Origin of the sequence: Pseudomonas sp. C8002 (assembly GCF_013385765.1) — a bacterium.
GTDB lineage: Bacteria > Pseudomonadota > Gammaproteobacteria > Pseudomonadales > Pseudomonadaceae > Aquipseudomonas.
This window is the reverse complement of the sequence record NZ_JACAPJ010000005.1, coordinates 559,914-573,692: the sequence shown is the minus strand read 5'-3', so window position 1 is coordinate 573,692 and position 13,779 is coordinate 559,914. Positions and strand designations below refer to the sequence as shown.

At 62.0% G+C, this 13,779-nt stretch carries 17 protein-coding genes; 13 read left to right on the top strand and 4 right to left on the bottom strand.

Translation table 11 applies throughout. The features are described 5' to 3' along the window. Positions 1-2: 2 nt before the first annotated feature. Positions 3-368, bottom strand: a complete 366-nt coding sequence (gene pilH / locus HX814_RS09330; RefSeq protein ID WP_003213734.1) for a twitching motility response regulator PilH — start codon at positions 366-368, stop codon at positions 3-5. Between the two features lie 47 nt (positions 369-415). Beyond that, a complete protein-coding gene (pilG, locus tag HX814_RS09325) occupies positions 416-823 on the bottom strand; it encodes a twitching motility response regulator PilG (RefSeq protein WP_003213736.1) in 408 nt (135 codons plus the stop codon). A gap of 239 nt (positions 824-1,062) precedes the next feature. Between pilG and gshB the strand changes: the two genes are divergently transcribed. The 7 genes from gshB (at position 1,063) to HX814_RS09290 (ending at position 6,943) form a co-directional block, all read left to right on the top strand. Beyond that, entirely contained in the window at positions 1,063-2,016 is a 954-nt protein-coding gene (gshB, locus tag HX814_RS09320; protein WP_003213738.1) for a glutathione synthase, read from the top strand. A gap of 77 nt (positions 2,017-2,093) precedes the next feature. Continuing rightward, positions 2,094-2,993, top strand: a complete 900-nt coding sequence (locus HX814_RS09315; protein ID WP_003213740.1) for an energy transducer TonB — start codon at positions 2,094-2,096, stop codon at positions 2,991-2,993. A 67-nt stretch (positions 2,994-3,060) separates the two neighbouring features. Further along, positions 3,061-3,630 (top strand): YqgE/AlgH family protein, encoded by a 570-nt coding sequence (locus HX814_RS09310; protein ID WP_003213742.1) that lies wholly within the window; start codon positions 3,061-3,063, stop codon positions 3,628-3,630. Then, positions 3,630-4,067: a Holliday junction resolvase RuvX gene (ruvX, locus tag HX814_RS09305; RefSeq protein ID WP_003213744.1), complete on the top strand. Its 438-nt coding sequence runs from the start codon at positions 3,630-3,632 to the stop codon at positions 4,065-4,067. The genes HX814_RS09310 and ruvX overlap by 1 nt, the downstream gene beginning before the upstream one ends. A gap of 72 nt (positions 4,068-4,139) precedes the next feature. Beyond that, positions 4,140-4,646, top strand: coding sequence for a bifunctional pyr operon transcriptional regulator/uracil phosphoribosyltransferase PyrR (pyrR, locus tag HX814_RS09300; protein WP_003213746.1), 507 nt, complete (start codon positions 4,140-4,142; stop codon positions 4,644-4,646). 24 nt (positions 4,647-4,670) lie between these two features. Beyond that, positions 4,671-5,675 carry an aspartate carbamoyltransferase catalytic subunit gene (locus HX814_RS09295; RefSeq protein ID WP_003213748.1) on the top strand — a complete coding sequence of 335 codons (1,005 nt, stop codon included), beginning with the start codon at positions 4,671-4,673 and terminating at the stop codon, positions 5,673-5,675. Continuing rightward, positions 5,672-6,943: a dihydroorotase gene (locus HX814_RS09290; RefSeq protein WP_003213750.1), complete on the top strand. Its 1,272-nt coding sequence runs from the start codon at positions 5,672-5,674 to the stop codon at positions 6,941-6,943. Before HX814_RS09295 ends, HX814_RS09290 begins: the two co-directional genes overlap by 4 nt. Positions 6,944-7,077: 134 nt before the next feature. On the opposite strand, the gene HX814_RS09285 is transcribed toward HX814_RS09290, so the two are convergent. Beyond that, entirely contained in the window at positions 7,078-7,506 is a 429-nt protein-coding gene (locus HX814_RS09285) for a TM2 domain-containing protein (protein WP_003213752.1), read from the bottom strand. A gap of 250 nt (positions 7,507-7,756) precedes the next feature. Between HX814_RS09285 and HX814_RS09280 the strand changes: the two genes are divergently transcribed. Beyond that, positions 7,757-8,392, top strand: a complete 636-nt coding sequence (locus tag HX814_RS09280; RefSeq protein WP_023659314.1) for a C40 family peptidase — start codon at positions 7,757-7,759, stop codon at positions 8,390-8,392. A 131-nt stretch (positions 8,393-8,523) separates the two neighbouring features. On the opposite strand, the gene HX814_RS09275 is transcribed toward HX814_RS09280, so the two are convergent. After that, positions 8,524-9,558, bottom strand: a complete 1,035-nt coding sequence (locus tag HX814_RS09275) for a type IV pilus twitching motility protein PilT (protein WP_177009098.1) — start codon at positions 9,556-9,558, stop codon at positions 8,524-8,526. A gap of 57 nt (positions 9,559-9,615) precedes the next feature. Here HX814_RS09275 and HX814_RS09270 point away from each other — a divergent pair, with 57 nt between their 5' ends. The 5 genes from HX814_RS09270 to metW all read left to right on the top strand — a co-directional run bounded on the left by HX814_RS09270 (position 9,616) and on the right by metW (position 13,764). Next, positions 9,616-10,302: a YggS family pyridoxal phosphate-dependent enzyme gene (locus HX814_RS09270; protein ID WP_008434154.1), complete on the top strand. Its 687-nt coding sequence runs from the start codon at positions 9,616-9,618 to the stop codon at positions 10,300-10,302. Between the two features lie 33 nt (positions 10,303-10,335). Further along, a complete protein-coding gene (gene proC / locus HX814_RS09265) occupies positions 10,336-11,154 on the top strand; it encodes a pyrroline-5-carboxylate reductase (protein WP_177009097.1) in 819 nt (272 codons plus the stop codon). 24 nt (positions 11,155-11,178) lie between these two features. Further along, positions 11,179-11,766: a YggT family protein gene (locus HX814_RS09260; protein ID WP_003213764.1), complete on the top strand. Its 588-nt coding sequence runs from the start codon at positions 11,179-11,181 to the stop codon at positions 11,764-11,766. 230 nt (positions 11,767-11,996) lie between these two features. Continuing rightward, a complete protein-coding gene (locus HX814_RS09255) occupies positions 11,997-13,136 on the top strand; it encodes a homoserine O-acetyltransferase (RefSeq protein ID WP_177009096.1) in 1,140 nt (379 codons plus the stop codon). 7 nt (positions 13,137-13,143) lie between these two features. Next, complete coding sequence (gene metW, locus HX814_RS09250) at positions 13,144-13,764, top strand: methionine biosynthesis protein MetW (protein ID WP_003213768.1); 621 nt, start codon at positions 13,144-13,146, stop codon at positions 13,762-13,764. Positions 13,765-13,779 lie beyond the last annotated feature (15 nt).

The window sequence follows — 13,779 nt, the reverse complement described above, 5'->3', positions numbered from 1 at the left end:
CGTCAGCCGGCCAGCACCTTGTTCAGGGTGGCGATCAGGGTTTCTTCGTCCACGGGCTTGGTCAGGTAATCCTTGGCGCCCTGGCGCTCGCCCCAGATCTTGTCGGTTTCCTGATCCTTGGTGGTGATGATGATCACCGGGATGTGGCTGGTCTCGGCATCCTTGGTCAACTGACGAGTGGCCTGGAAGCCATTGAGGCCCGGCATCACGATATCCATCAGCACCGCATCCGGCTTTTCCTGACGGGCCAGCGCAACGCCATCGCCGCCGTTCTGGGCCTTGAGGACGGTGTGACCGTGCTTTTCGAGCATTTCGGTCAGTTTGTACATTTCAGTCGGCGAATCGTCGACGATCAGAACACGTGCCATGGTTTTCCCCACTTATCTAGTAGACGCAAGCCCTCGTGGGGCCCCCGTCAGTGTGCTTGTTCTACTGCGGCGAAGCCCGGTACATAGGCCTTGATCGCGCTCAGCAGTTCTTCCTTGCTGAAAGGCTTGGTCAAAAACTGATCAGAGCCGACGATGCGCCCCTTGGCCTTGTCGAACAGACCATCCTTGGAGGACAGCATGATTACCGGGATCGACTTGAACGCCGGGTTGTTCTTCACCAGCGCGCAGGTCTGATAGCCATCCAGGCGCGGCATCATGATGTCGACAAAGATAATGTGTGGATGATGGTCAACAATCTTGGCCAGGGCATCGAAACCGTCGATGGCCGTGATGACGTCGCACCCTACGTTCTTCAACAGTGTTTCGGCCGTGCGGCGAATCGTTTTCGAATCGTCGATCACCATCACTTTCAAGGCGTTGGAATGCTGTTCCATATCTGCTCTACCATCGCCACAGCGAATAGGTTTTCGGTGTGTACTGCCTGATGTTGCACAGGACGAGCGCCAAAAGCCTCGGAATTCAAGGGCTGATGTGCCATGGCAGCCTTTTTAGCACAGTCTCAGAACGCAATCTATCGGCCGACCCGCGTGGTGGTTTTTCCTTGACCCACAACAGCCGCAGCGCCACTCTGACGCCACTTTTATGCGCCCTTATTTGCTAGAGGAAATCCCCCATGAGCGTTCGCGTCGGCATTGTCATGGACCCTATCGCCAGCATTTCCTATAAAAAGGACAGCTCGCTGGCCATGCTGCTGGCCGCCCAGGCCCGCGGCTGGAGCCTGTTCTATATGGAGCAGCCGGACCTTTACCAGGGCGACGGTGAAGCGCGGGCGCGGATGCGTCCCCTGCAGGTGTTTGCCAACCCCGAGAAGTGGTTCGAGCTGCAAGACGAAATCGACAGCCCCCTGAGCGACCTCGACGTGATCCTGATGCGCAAGGATCCGCCGTTCGACATGGAGTTCGTCTACTCCACCTACCTGCTGGAGCAGGCCGAGCGCGCGGGCGTGCTGATCGTCAACAAGCCCCAGAGCCTGCGCGACTGCAATGAAAAGCTGTTCGCCACGCTGTTCCCGCAGTGCACGCCGCCGACCGTGGTCAGCCGCCGCGCCGATGTGCTGCGCGAATTCGCCGCCAAGCACGGCGATGTGATCCTCAAGCCGCTGGACGGCATGGGCGGTACCTCGATCTTCCGCCACCGCGCCGGCGACCCGAACCTGTCGGTGATCCTGGAGACCCTGACTGCGCTGGGCACCCAGCAGATCATGGGCCAGGCCTACATTCCGGCGATCAAGGACGGCGACAAGCGCATCCTGATGATCGACGGCGAGCCGGTGCCTTACTGCCTGGCGCGCATTCCGGCCGCCGGCGAGACCCGCGGCAACCTGGCCGCCGGTGGCCGGGGTGAAGCCCGCCCGCTGACGGACAAGGATCGCTGGATTGCAGCCCAAGTCGGCCCGACCCTGCGCGAAAAAGGCTTGCTGTTCGTAGGCCTGGACGTAATCGGCGAGAACCTCACCGAAATCAACGTCACCAGCCCGACCTGTATTCGCGAGATCGACAACGCATTTGGCACGAACATCGGCGAAATGCTGATGGCTGCGATTGCCGCCAAGCTACAAGCCAAGTGACATAGAACAGCCGGACACAAACCAACATTGCGTTATCATGCGCCACCTGTGAAACGCGCGATGTTGGTTTTCTTGTCATGACGCTCCCGTCCGATCTGCCCCCCGAACTCTCCCACAGCGGCGTGCGCCCGGCTGATCGGCTCGGATTTACCCTGTTTCTGGCGGCGTTGATTCACCTGGCGTTGATCCTCGGCCTGGGTTTCACCTTTGCCGAACCCAAGCAGATCACCAAGACCCTGGAAATCACCCTCGCCACGTTCAAAAGCGAAAAGAAGCCCGAAAAAGCCGACTTTCTCGCCCAGGACAATCAGCAAGGCAGCGGCACCCTCGACAAGAAGGCCGTGCCCAAGACCACTGAAGTCGCGCCATTCCAGGACAACAAGGTCAATAAGGTCACGCCACCGCCGGCGCCCAAGCCGGAGGTGAAACAGGCCGCCCCCAAGGCGGCGGTCACCACCGTGGCGCCCAAGCCGCAAAAAGCCCCGACCCAGCGCGAAAAGGCCAAGACCGAACCCACGCCTGCCCCGCCGGCCCCGACTTTTGACAGCTCGCAACTCTCCAGTGAGATCTCCAGCCTGGAAGCCGAACTGGCCCACGAACAACAGCTGTACGCCAAGCGCCCGCGGATCTACCGCCTCAACGCCGCCTCCACCATGCGCGACAAAGGCGCCTGGTATAAGGATGAGTGGCGCAAGAAGGTCGAGCGCATCGGCAACCTGAACTACCCGGACGAAGCCCGTCGCCAGCAGATCTACGGCAATTTGCGACTGCTGGTGTCGATCAACCGCGACGGCACCTTGTACGAGGTGCAGGTGCTGGAGTCCTCCGGCCAACCGCTGCTGGACCAGGCAGCGCAACGCATCGTGCGGCTGGCGGCGCCTTTTGCGCCGTTTACCGGGGACCTGAACGACATCGATCGCCTGGAAATCATTCGCACCTGGCGCTTTGCCAAGGGTGATCGGCTGTCGAGCAATTGATGCTGGCGGTGATTTCCTGCGCATCCTCAGCTTGTCAGTTCGCCCCTCCAACGCCACACTAGCGGACATGAAAAATGTCAGCCCGACCTACCTCAAGCACCAATTCCTGATCGCCATGCCCCATATGGCCGACCCGAACTTTGCGCAAACCTTGACCTACATCGTCGAGCACACCGCCAATGGTGCGATGGGGTTGGTGGTCAACCGCCCGCAAGACCTGAACTTGGCCGATATCCTCGAGCAACTGCGCCCGGACATCGACCCACCCGCCAGCTGCCAGCACGTACCGATCTACATCGGCGGGCCGGTGCAGACGGACCGGGGTTTTGTGCTGCACCCCACCGGGCCGAAATTCCAGGCGACCGTGGACCTTGAAGGGTTGTCCCTGTCCACGTCCCAGGACGTCCTGTTCGCGATTGCCGACGGCGTAGGGCCTGATCAAAGTGTGATCACCCTCGGCTACGCCGGCTGGGAAGCCGGGCAACTGGAGGCGGAGCTGGCGAGCAATGCCTGGCTGACCTGCCCGTTCGATGCCGACATCCTGTTCAACACCCCCAGCGAACTGCGCCTGGAAGCGGCCGCCGCCAAGCTGCGGATCAACCTCAGCCTGCTGACCAGCCAGGCGGGGCACGCCTGATGGCCTTGCGTCTGATCCTCGGTTTCGACTACGGCACCAAACAGATCGGCGTCGCCGTCGGCCAGGTGATTACCGGCCAGGCCCGCGAGCTGTGCACCCTGAAGGCCCAGAACGGCGTGCCAGACTGGAACCAGGTCGAAGCCCTGATCAAGGAGTGGAAGCCCGACGCCGTGGTGGTCGGCCTGCCGCTGAACATGGACGGCACCCCGAGCGAGATGTGCCTGCGGGCCGAAAAGTTCGCCCGCCGCCTGAACGGCCGCTACAACCTGCCCTTCTATACCCACGACGAACGCCTGACCACGTTCGAAGCCAAGGGCGAGCGTCGCGACCGTGGCGGGCAGAAAGGCAGTTACCGCGACAACCCGGTGGATGCCATCGCCGCGGCCCTGCTGTTGCAGGGCTGGCTGGATGAAAACACCGCTTTATTTGAATCCTGACTGACGCGGCTTGCCGCGTCTTCTTACGTTTGAGCCCGGACCTTGCCTGCGCGAGGCCTAGAAGGAGCACCCATGAGCCTGCCCAATCCCGCCGACCTGATCAGCCAGATGGCGATCCGCCTCAAGGCGCACCTGGAACACCGTGCCATCAGCGAGCCGCGCTTTATCGGCATCCGCACCGGTGGCGTCTGGGTGGCCCAGGCGCTGCTGGAAGAACTGGGCAGCGACTCGCCCCTGGGCACCCTGGACGTGTCTTTCTACCGTGACGACTTCAGCCAGAACGGCCTGCACCCGCAAGTGCGCCCCTCGGCCCTGCCCTTCGAGATCGAAGGCCAGCACCTGGTGCTGATCGATGACGTGCTGATGAGCGGTCGCACCATACGTGCCGCGATGAACGAACTGTTCGACTACGGCCGCCCGGCCAGCGTGACCCTGGTCTGCCTGCTGGACCTGGACGCCGGCGAATTGCCGATCAGCCCGGACGTGGTCGGCGCCACCCTGTCCCTGGAAGCCCACCAGCGGGTAAAATTGTCCGGTCCCACGCCGCTCGAACTCGAACTGCAAGACCTTGCCCTTTAAACCGCCTTGTAAAGAGTCCCCGCGATGACGCCTCTAGATGCCAAGCGCCCGCTGCAGCTCAATGCTCAGGGCCAGCTGCAACACTTCCTGTCCCTCGACGGCTTGCCCCGCGAACTGCTCACCGAAATCCTCGACACGGCCGACTCGTTTCTCGAAGTCGGCGGCCGGGCGGTGAAGAAAGTCCCGTTGCTGCGCGGCAAGACCATCTGCAACGTGTTCTTCGAGAACTCGACCCGCACCCGCACCACCTTTGAACTGGCGGCCCAACGCCTGTCGGCTGACGTGATCACGCTGAACGTGTCCACCTCGTCGGCGAGCAAGGGCGAAACCCTGCTCGACACCCTGCGCAACCTGGAAGCCATGGCCGCCGACATGTTCGTGGTGCGCCACGGCGATTCCGGTGCTGCGCACTTCATCGCCGAGCACGTGTGCCCGAATGTGGCGATCATCAACGGCGGCGACGGCCGTCACGCCCACCCGACCCAGGGCATGCTCGACATGCTGACCATCCGGCGGCACAAGGGCAGCTTTGAAAACCTCTCGGTGGCCATTGTCGGCGACATCCTGCACTCGCGGGTTGCACGCTCGAACATGCTGGCCCTGAAAACCCTGGGTTGCCCGGACATCCGCGTGATCGCCCCCAAGACCCTGCTGCCGATCGGTATCGAGCAGTACGGCGTGAAGGTCTACACCGACATGGCCGAAGGCCTGAAGGATGTGGACGTGGTGATCATGCTGCGCTTGCAGCGCGAGCGTATGGCGGGCGGCCTGCTGCCGAGCGAAGGCGAGTTCTATCGCCTGTTCGGCCTGACCACCGCACGCCTGGCCGGCGCCAAGCCGGACGCCATCGTGATGCACCCGGGGCCAATCAACCGTGGCGTGGAGATTGAGTCGGCGGTGGCCGATGGCGCGCAGTCGGTGATTCTCAACCAGGTCACGTACGGCATCGCCATCCGCATGGCGGTGTTGTCCATGGCCATGAGCGGGCAAACCGCGCAACGTCAATTCGAGCAGGAGAACGCCCAGTGAAGCTCAGCATTCTCGGCGCCCGAGTCATCGATCCGGCCAGCGGCCTGGATCAAGTCACCGATCTGCACCTGGAAGCCGGCAAGATCATTGCCATCGGCGCCGCACCCGCAGGCTTCAGCGCCAGCGAAACTATCGACGCCAAAGGCCTGATCGCCGCGCCTGGCCTGGTTGACCTGAACGTCGCCCTGCGTGAGCCGGGCTACAGCCGCAAGGGCAACATCACCAGCGAAACCCGCGCCGCCGCTGCCGGTGGCGTGACCAGCCTGTGCTGCCCGCCCCACACCAAACCGGTGCTGGACACCTCGGCGGTGACCGAACTGATCCTCGACCGCGCCCGCGAAGCCGGCAACTGCAAAGTGTTCCCCATCGGCGCCCTGAGCAAAGGCCTGGACGGCGAACAACTGGCCGAGCTGATCGCCCTGCGCGACGCAGGCTGCGTGGCCTTCGGCAACGGCCTGGAGAGCTTTCGCAGCACCCGCACCCTGTGCCGTGCGCTGGAATATGCGGCGACTTTCGACCTGACCGTGATTTTCCACTCCCAGGACCGTGACCTGGCCGAAGGCGGCCTGGCCCACGAAGGCGCCACCGCGAGCTTCCTCGGCCTGCCGGGCATCCCGGAAACCGCCGAGACCGTGGCCCTGGCCCGCGACCTGCTGCTGGTGGAACAAAGCGGCGTACGCGCGCACTTCAGCCAGCTGACCAGCGCTCGCGGCGTGGCCCTGATCGCTCAGGCCCAAGCCCGCGGATTGCCGGTGACGGCGGATGTGGCGCTGTATCAGCTGATTCTGACGGATGAGGCGCTGATCGACTTCTCCAGCCTGTATCACGTGCAGCCGCCACTGCGTACCCGCGCTGACCGTGACGGTTTGCGGGCGGCGGTGAAGTCCGGGGTGGTTTCGGCGATCTCCAGCCATCACCAGCCCCACGAGCGGGATGCCAAGCTGGCGCCGTTCGGCGCGACGGAGCCAGGCATCAGCAGCGTCGAGCTGTTGCTGCCGCTGGCAATGACGTTGGTGGAAGATGGTTTGCTGGACCTGCCGACCCTGCTGGCGCGTCTCAGTGCGGGCCCTGCCGAGGCGCTGCGCCTGCCGGCGGGCAAGCTGGCGGTGGGCTCGGCGGCGGACCTGGTGCTGTTTGATCCGGCCAGCTCCACGATTGCCGGGGAACACTGGCTGTCCAAGGGTGAAAACTGCCCATTCATCGGCCATAGCCTGCCGGCGACTGTGCGTTACACGCTGGTGGATGGGCGGATCAGCTACCAGGCTTGAATCCAATCCAGAGTGGGCACAGTAAATGTGGGAGCGGGCTTGCTCGCGAAAGCGGTGGGTCAGTCAATAGAGATGTCGACTGACACATCGCATTCGCGAGCAAGCCCGCTCCCACATTTGGATCTTCACACATCTTATCGGCCGCCGTTGCGCTCGGCATTGCGGATCGAAATCTGCGTATTCAGCGTCCAGAAGTCATACAGCACCCCGATCAGGAACAAGCCCCCGGTCAGCAGGTAAATGATCCCGCTGATCCATTTGCCCTGATACATGCGGTGCAAACCGAACACACCCAGGAACGCCAACAGAATCCAGGCCACGTTGTACTCGATCGGCCCGGCGGTAAATCGCAGGTCCGCTTCGCGGTCCATTGCCGGAATCAGGAACAAGTCGATCAACCAGCCAATCCCGAACAAACCGAAGGTGAAAAACCAGATCGTCCCGGTCACCGGCTTGCCGTAATAAAAGCGGTGAGCACCGGTAAAACCGAAAATCCAAAGCAGGTAGCCGATCACCTTGCTGTGGGTGTCTTGTTGCGAAACATCCTGTCGATAGGTGTTCATGGAGTACCTCTTTAGCCTCGATAGATAAATATTTCTGGTTTCTTTGTGACTTTTTTACGGGCGCCCGACATGCGGCAAATGGTATCTTCGCTTCCCTCAAAGCCTTATACCGCCTGACTTGTGTAGGACAATCGCGGCAATTCGTCACGGTTTTCCTGAATTTGACCCCAGGGTTCAGTCGACAAACGGCCTTAGCACGACACAAAAAGCTGTTATAAAGTTGCGCGCAAACCAAAAAGAGCCACGCCTAATGCGACCATTTTTCAAGACATGGCTAACCATTTGCCTATTAATGCCACTGGCCGCCCACGCCACCAATCGTGAGCAACGACTTCCCAACGTTAACGGTTTCACCCCTAAAGTTCACGCCACCACCAGCTCCGCCAAATCGGTAAAGCTGACCGTGAAGCGCCCGACTCAACTGAGCAAGGCCCACGGTAATGCAGCGCCAGGGCTGATGGCCGTCAACACCAAGCAAAGCAGCAACGTCCTCAGCCGTGCCGTCAACGTGCTCGGTACTCCTTATCGTTGGGGCGGCAGCAGTCCAAGTAAAGGGTTCGACTGCAGTGGTTTGGTGAAATATGCGTTTAACGACGTAAAAGCCGTGGATTTGCCGCGCACTTCCAACGCCATGGCCGCCGGCCACGGGCTGAAGGTTGAGCGCAAGGATTTGAAACCGGGTGACCTGCTGTTCTTCAAACTGAAGAGCCGCCAGGTGAACCACGTTGCCATCTACCTGGGCAACGACCGTTTCATCCACGCACCGCGTCGTGGCAAGTCCGTGAGCATCGATACGCTGAAGAAGCCGTTCTGGGACAAGAACTACGTGATTGCCAAGCGTGTCCTGCCTAAAGAACAGAACAACCTGCGGATTGTGCAGCGCTAATTGATCGTTCCCACGCTTGATCGTTCCCACGCTCTGCGTGGGAATGCCTCACTGGACGCTCCGCGTCCGCTCTTGTGACGCAGAGCGTCACGGGCTGCGTTCCCACGCGGAGCGTGGGAACGATCATGATCTTAAATATCCCCAGGCACCCTCGCCTTCTCCCGGGCATGTTCCCGGCTGATCAGCCCCTGGCTGACCAACGCCTTCAAACTCATGTCCAGCGTCGTCATCCCCAGCGCCCCGCCGGTCTGGATCGCCGAATACATCTGCGCCACCTTGTCCTCGCGGATCAAATTACGAATCGCCGGTGTGCCGAGCATGATTTCGTGAGCCGCCACCCGCCCGCCGCCGACCTTCTTCACCAGCACCTGAGAGACCACCGCCTGCAATGACTCCGAGAGCATCGAGCGGACCATGGTCTTTTCCCCCGCCGGAAACACATCCACCACCCGGTCCACGGTTTTAGCCGCCGACGTGGTGTGCAACGTGCCAAACACCAGATGCCCGGTTTCCGCCGCCGTCAGCGCGAGCCGAATGGTTTCCAGGTCCCGCAATTCGCCAACCAGGATCACATCCGGGTCCTCCCGCAATGCCGAACGCAGGGCAGCCGAGAAGCTGTGGGTATCGCGATGCACCTGTCGCTGGTTGATCAGGGCATTTTTCGGGTGGTGGATAAACTCGATCGGGTCTTCAAGGGTGAGGATGTGCTGACGGCGATGGGTGTTGAGGTAATCAATCATCGCCGCCAGGGTCGTGGACTTGCCGGAACCGGTCGGCCCGGTGACCAGTACCAGCCCCCGTGGCAGGTCTGCGATGCGCCGGAACACCTCGCCCAACCCCAGGTGTTCCAGGCTCTGCACCGTTGAGGGGATGGTACGAAACACCGCGCCCATGCCCCGGTGCTGCTGGAACACATTCACCCGAAACCGCGCCACCTCGGGCAACTCGAAGGCAAAATCCGTTTCAAGAGATGTTTCGAAATCCTTTTGCTGGTGATTGTTCAGCAAAGGGCTGAGCAACGCCGCCACTTGCACCGGCGCAAGTACAGGCCAATCGAGTGGCCAGACCTCGCCATCCACTCGCAGCATCGGCGCCAACCCCGCCGACAGATGCAGGTCGGAGGCCCGCAGGCGTACGCCGGCGGCCAGCAGTTCAGTGATATCCATAGGGCTTTCCATTTCCAGTAGAATGCCGCGGACTCCATATCCACGGGCGCAACTTGAATGTCGACCATAGCAGACAACATCGGCCTGGTTTCCGAGCGGATCCGGGCAGCCGCCGAGGCCGCGCAGCGCGACGCAGGCAGCGTGCACCTGCTGGCCGTGAGCAAGACCAAACCCGCACAGGCCGTGCGCGAAGCCTATGCCGCCGGGATGCGTGACTTTGGCGAGAACTATCTGCAGGAAGCCCTGGGCAAACAGGCCGAATTAACCGACCTGCCCTTGAGTTGGCACTTCATCGGCCCCATTCAATCGAACAAGACTCGTGCGATCGCCGAGAATTTCGCCTGGGTGCATTCCGTGGACCGCCTGAAAATCGCACAACGCCTGTCCGAACAACGCCCGGCTGACCTGCCGCCGCTGAATATCTGCATCCAGGTCAACGTCAGTGGCGAAGCCAGCAAGTCCGGCTGTACACCCGCCGACCTGCCCGCCCTGGCCGAAGCCATCAGCGCCCTGCCGCGCCTGAAGCTGCGCGGCCTGATGGCGATTCCCGAGCCGACCGACGACCGTGCAGAGCAAGACGCAGCCTTCGCCACCGTGCGCGACCTGCAAGCGAGCCTCGACCTGGGGCTCGACACACTTTCCATGGGCATGAGCCATGACCTTGAGTCGGCCATCGCCCAAGGGGCCACCTGGGTGCGGATCGGTACCGCCCTGTTTGGTGCCCGCGACTATGGCCAGCCGTGAAATGGCTGACTTCCATCTGAGTAAGGACCTGTCATGAGCAACACGCGTATTGCCTTTATCGGCGCCGGCAACATGGCGGCCAGCCTGATCGGCGGCCTGCGGGCCAAGGGCCTGGAAGCACAACAGATTCGCGCCAGCGACCCGGGCGCCGACACCCGCGCCCGCGTCAGCGCCGAGCACGGCATCGACACCTTCGCCGACAACGCAGAAGCGATTGAAGGCGTGGACGTGGTAGTGCTGGCGGTCAAGCCACAAGCCATGAAAGCCGTGTGCGAAAGCCTGCGCCCAAGCCTCAAGCCCCATCAACTGGTGGTGTCCATCGCCGCCGGCATCACCTGTGCCAGCATGAACAACTGGCTCGGCGCCCAGCCGATTGTGCGTTGCATGCCCAACACCCCGGCGCTGCTGCGCAAGGGCGTGAGCGGCTTGTACGCCACGTCCGAAGTCACTGCCCAACAGCGCGACCAGGCACAAGAGCTGCTGTCCGCCGTAGGTCTCGCCGTGTGGCTGGAACAAGAGCAGCAACTGGACGCCGTCACCGCCGTCTCCGGCAGTGGCCCGGCGTATTTCTTCCTGCTGATCGAGGCCATGACCGCCGCTGGCGTGAAACTCGGCCTGCCGCAGGAAGTCGCCGAGCAACTGGCCGAGCAGACCGCACTGGGCGCCGCGCAGATGGCCGTGACCAGCGATGTCGACGCGGCCGAGTTGCGCCGTCGCGTGACCTCGCCGGGCGGCACGACCCAGGCGGCAATCGAATCATTCCAGGCCGGGGGCTTTGAAGCCCTGGTGGAAAAAGCACTGGGTGCCGCAGCACATCGTTCGGCCGAAATGGCCGAGCAGCTGGGCAAATAGTCGTCCCCCACATAGGAATCAAACATGCTCGGAATCAATGACGCTGCCATTTTCATCATCCAGACCCTGGGCAGCCTGTACCTGCTGATCGTGCTGATGCGTTTTATCCTGCAACTGGTGCGGGCGAACTTCTACAACCCGCTGTGCCAGTTCGTGGTAAAAGCCACGCAGCCGCTGCTCAAGCCTCTGCGCCGGGTGATCCCGAGCCTGTTCGGCCTGGACATGTCGTCGCTGGTATTGGCGCTGCTGCTGCAGATCCTGCTGTTCGCGGTCATCCTGCTGCTCAATGGCTATCAGGCCACCACGCTGCTGTTGCTGCCGTGGGCCTTGATCGGGATCTTCTCGCTGTTCCTGAAGATCATTTTCTGGTCGATGATCATCAGCGTGATCCTGTCCTGGGTCGCTCCGGGCAGCCGCAGCCCGGGTGCCGAACTGGTGGCACAGATCACTGAGCCGGTGCTGGCACCGTTCCGTCGCCTGGTACCTAACCTGGGTGGCCTGGACATCTCGCCGATCTTCGCGTTTATCGCGATCCAGTTGCTGCAAAGCTGGGTGATTCCACGTTTGGCGTTCTATGCATTCATGCCCAAAGAACTGTTCGGTCTGATCTGACGACAATGTGGCGAGGGAGCTTGCTCCCGCTGGGCTGCGCAGCAGCCCCAAAACGGCCGACCGCGTTGCATATACAAAATCGCGGCAACCGGACCGGGACCGCTTCGCGCTCCAGCGGGAGCAAGCTTCCTCGCCACAAAAAGCCTTAAAAACACCAGCCGCAGGCCTTTGCTTGCCGCTGGGTGCAGCGGTCTTTAGACTTACGCCTCATTTAAACGAGAGCAGGGTCGATGCCAACTGCCTTCCCCCCCGATTCTGTTGGACTGGTCGTGCCCCAATTGGCGCACTTCAGCGAACCGCTGGCCCTGGCCTGCGGCCGTTCGCTGCCCGCCTACGACCTGATCTATGAAACCTACGGCCAACTGAACGCTACGGCCAGCAACGCCGTGCTGATCTGCCACGCCCTGTCCGGCCACCACCACGCTGCGGGTTTCCACAGCATGGACGAGCGCAAGCCCGGCTGGTGGGACAGCTGCATCGGCCCCGGCAAGCCCATCGACACCAACAAGTTCTTCGTGGTCAGCCTGAACAACCTCGGCGGCTGCAACGGCTCCACCGGCCCCAGCAGCCTCAACCCGGAAACCGGCAAGCCGTTTGGCGCCGATTTCCCGGTGCTGACCGTGGAAGACTGGGTGCACAGCCAGGCGCGCCTGGCCGACGTACTGGGCATCGCCCAATGGGCCGCCGTGATCGGCGGCAGCCTGGGCGGCATGCAGGCCCTGCAATGGACCATCACCTACCCGGACCGCGTGCGCCATTGCCTGGCCATCGCCTCGGCCCCCAAGCTGTCGGCGCAGAACATCGCCTTCAACGAAGTGGCGCGCCAGGCGATCCTGACCGACCCCGAGTTCCACGGCGGCTCGTTCCAGGAAGCGGGCGTGATCCCCAAGCGCGGGCTGATGCTCGCGCGCATGGTCGGGCACATCACCTACCTGTCGGATGACTCCATGGGCGAAAAATTCGGCCGTGGCCTCAAGAGCGAAAAGCTCAACTACGACTTCCACAGCGTCGAATTCCAGGTCGAGAGCTACCTGCGTTATCAGGGCGAGGAGTTTTCCGGGCGTTTCGACGCCAACACCTACCTGCTGATGACCAAGGCCCTGGACTACTTCGACCCGGCGGCGAATTTCGACGATGACCTGGCGCGCACCTTCGAGGCGGCCACCGCCAAGTTCTGCGTGATGTCGTTCACCACCGACTGGCGCTTTTCCCCGGCCCGCTCGCGGGAATTGGTGGATGCGCTGATGGCCGCCAAGAAAGACGTCTGCTACCTGGAGATCGACGCACCGCAAGGCCACGACGCCTTCCTGATACCGATCCCGCGTTACTTGCAGGCCTTTAGCAATTACATGAACCGAATAGCACTGTGAGAACGCCATGAGAGCCGACCTGGAAATCATCCAAGACTGGATCCCCGCCGGCAGCCGCGTGCTCGACTTGGGTTGCGGCGATGGCGAACTGCTGAGCTGGCTGCGCGACAACAAGCAAGTCACCGGCTATGGCCTGGAAAACGACCCGGACAACATCGCCCAGTGCGTGGCCAAGGGCATCAACGTGATCGAGCAGGACCTGGACAAGGGCCTCGGCAACTTTGCCAGCAACAGCTTCGACATCGTGGTCATGACCCAGGCCCTGCAAGCCGTGCACTACCCGGACCGGATCCTCGACGAAATGTTGCGCGTCGGCCGCCAGTGCATCATTACTTTCCCCAATTTCGGCCACTGGCGCTGCCGCTGGTACCTGGCCACCAAGGGCCGCATGCCCGTGTCGGACTTCCTGCCGTACACCTGGTACAACACGCCCAACATCCACTTCTGCACCTTTGAAGACTTCGAAGCGCTGTGCGGCGAGCGCGAAGCCAAAGTCATCAACCGCCTTGCCGTCGATCAACAGCATCGTCACGGCTGGGCGAGTAAGCTATGGCCCAACCTGCTGGGTGAGATCGGGATCTACCGGGTCAGCAGCCCGGGCCTGACGGACCACCAGATTGCCGTCTAACCATTTTCAAGGAGG

Excerpts from the sequence above, each read along its gene's own strand:
- pilH (WP_003213734.1), bottom strand. The coding sequence starts at position 368 with ATGGCACGTGTTCTGATCGTCGACGATTCGCCGACTGAAATGTACAAA.
- pilG (WP_003213736.1), bottom strand. The coding sequence starts at position 823 with ATGGAACAGCATTCCAACGCCTTGAAAGTGATGGTGATCGACGATTCG.
- gshB (WP_003213738.1), top strand. The coding sequence starts at position 1,063 with ATGAGCGTTCGCGTCGGCATTGTCATGGACCCTATCGCCAGCATTTCC.
- HX814_RS09315 (WP_003213740.1), top strand. The coding sequence starts at position 2,094 with ATGACGCTCCCGTCCGATCTGCCCCCCGAACTCTCCCACAGCGGCGTG.
- HX814_RS09310 (WP_003213742.1), top strand. The coding sequence starts at position 3,061 with ATGAAAAATGTCAGCCCGACCTACCTCAAGCACCAATTCCTGATCGCC.
- ruvX (WP_003213744.1), top strand. The coding sequence starts at position 3,630 with ATGGCCTTGCGTCTGATCCTCGGTTTCGACTACGGCACCAAACAGATC.
- pyrR (WP_003213746.1), top strand. The coding sequence starts at position 4,140 with ATGAGCCTGCCCAATCCCGCCGACCTGATCAGCCAGATGGCGATCCGC.
- HX814_RS09295 (WP_003213748.1), top strand. The coding sequence starts at position 4,671 with ATGACGCCTCTAGATGCCAAGCGCCCGCTGCAGCTCAATGCTCAGGGC.
- HX814_RS09285 (WP_003213752.1), bottom strand. The coding sequence starts at position 7,506 with ATGAACACCTATCGACAGGATGTTTCGCAACAAGACACCCACAGCAAG.
- HX814_RS09280 (WP_023659314.1), top strand. The coding sequence starts at position 7,757 with ATGCGACCATTTTTCAAGACATGGCTAACCATTTGCCTATTAATGCCA.
- HX814_RS09275 (WP_177009098.1), bottom strand. The coding sequence starts at position 9,558 with ATGGATATCACTGAACTGCTGGCCGCCGGCGTACGCCTGCGGGCCTCC.
- HX814_RS09270 (WP_008434154.1), top strand. The coding sequence starts at position 9,616 with ATGTCGACCATAGCAGACAACATCGGCCTGGTTTCCGAGCGGATCCGG.
- proC (WP_177009097.1), top strand. The coding sequence starts at position 10,336 with ATGAGCAACACGCGTATTGCCTTTATCGGCGCCGGCAACATGGCGGCC.
- HX814_RS09260 (WP_003213764.1), top strand. The coding sequence starts at position 11,179 with ATGCTCGGAATCAATGACGCTGCCATTTTCATCATCCAGACCCTGGGC.
- HX814_RS09255 (WP_177009096.1), top strand. The coding sequence starts at position 11,997 with ATGCCAACTGCCTTCCCCCCCGATTCTGTTGGACTGGTCGTGCCCCAA.
- metW (WP_003213768.1), top strand. The coding sequence starts at position 13,144 with ATGAGAGCCGACCTGGAAATCATCCAAGACTGGATCCCCGCCGGCAGC.